Annotated in this window: 1 protein-coding gene; it reads left to right on the forward strand. The window is 59.8% G+C overall.

The window, feature by feature from the left end:
* Positions 1 to 284 precede the first annotated feature (284 nt).
* Entirely contained in the window at positions 285 to 1,034 is a 750-nt protein-coding gene (locus tag WEA77_RS04135) for a hypothetical protein (protein ID WP_368066600.1), read from the forward strand.
* The last annotated feature ends 66 nt before the right edge of the window (positions 1,035 to 1,100 follow it).

A 1,100-nucleotide genomic window follows, 5' to 3' on the forward strand; every position in this document is an offset into this window, starting at 1 on the left:
AGCGTCAACGAATTCGGAAGGTCTTGCCTTAAACGAGTTGAACACGTCCGGCGAGGTTAAGCGCTTGACAGGACCCCAGGCTGACCGCGGGTATTTCTAGTCCTCAGTTCATGAGCCTATCTGCGAAACGGTCATAGAAGTTTTGACCGATGCTCTCGTCTAGCAAGCCGGTGCGAGATGACACCCAACTACAGCCGATAGCTAACCTGCCGTTGTTTCCCAAGAAGTGGTTGCAACGGTATGGCGGTCACTCGAAAGTACGCACCTGACCGGGACCCTCTGCCATGCTCCAGTCCATCCCTCTTGCCAATGATGAGCCGGCGCTAGCAGGCGCCCCCATGATCTGCGCCGCACAAAAGGTGCTGGCGTTTCTGGCCCAGCACGACACCATCGGGCTGACGAAGGGCAAGGCGTTCCAGCGCAAGTTCGTTCATTGGGCCGCGGCAGAGTTCGCCTGGCCGGGCTGGGAAGAAGAGAAGCTCTTCCTCGTCAACAAGGTGCTGAACGAATACGACTTCCCGCCGCTCGAGGCGCTGCACTTCGTGCTCCTGAAACTGAAACTCATCCGGCACGAAAAGCTGACCTGCAGGCTCACAAAAGCGGGCAGGGCGATGGCGGGTTCGCCCGGCGATCTCTTCAACGAGATTGCGCCCTTCTACCTGTTCCAGGTCGATCATGCCGCTTGGTCGCGGCTGTCTGAATCGCGGCTCGATAACTGGAGCCTTTACCTCAACCTCCTGCACGTCGAAGCGGCGCGCGGCGTGACCGGCGGCGCTCTGCGCGAAGCTCTCTTTGGCCTGCCAGATCCGGCAGGAGCGTATGACCGGGTTCCTGGCATGATCTGGAACCAGGTGCTGCGACCGCTCTGCTGGGTCGGCCTGCTGGAGGACATCACGACCAGTGAGCACGCTCATTTTGAAGACAGGCGATACGTCACGACGCCGCTCTGGGCGAAGGCCTTTGAGTACTCACCTTCGGTTGCCGAAGTGTCGGTTTTGGCAGCTCACCGGTTTCGGCGGGATCATCCGATTTAAGACGGGGAGTTCCCGCGCTGCCCTGCGGGCTTGTCCTTAGGGCCGGCCATTTCGAAACGTGTTCCG

This window comes from Hyphomonas sp., from assembly GCF_040882205.1.
GTDB lineage: Bacteria > Pseudomonadota > Alphaproteobacteria > Caulobacterales > Hyphomonadaceae > Hyphomonas.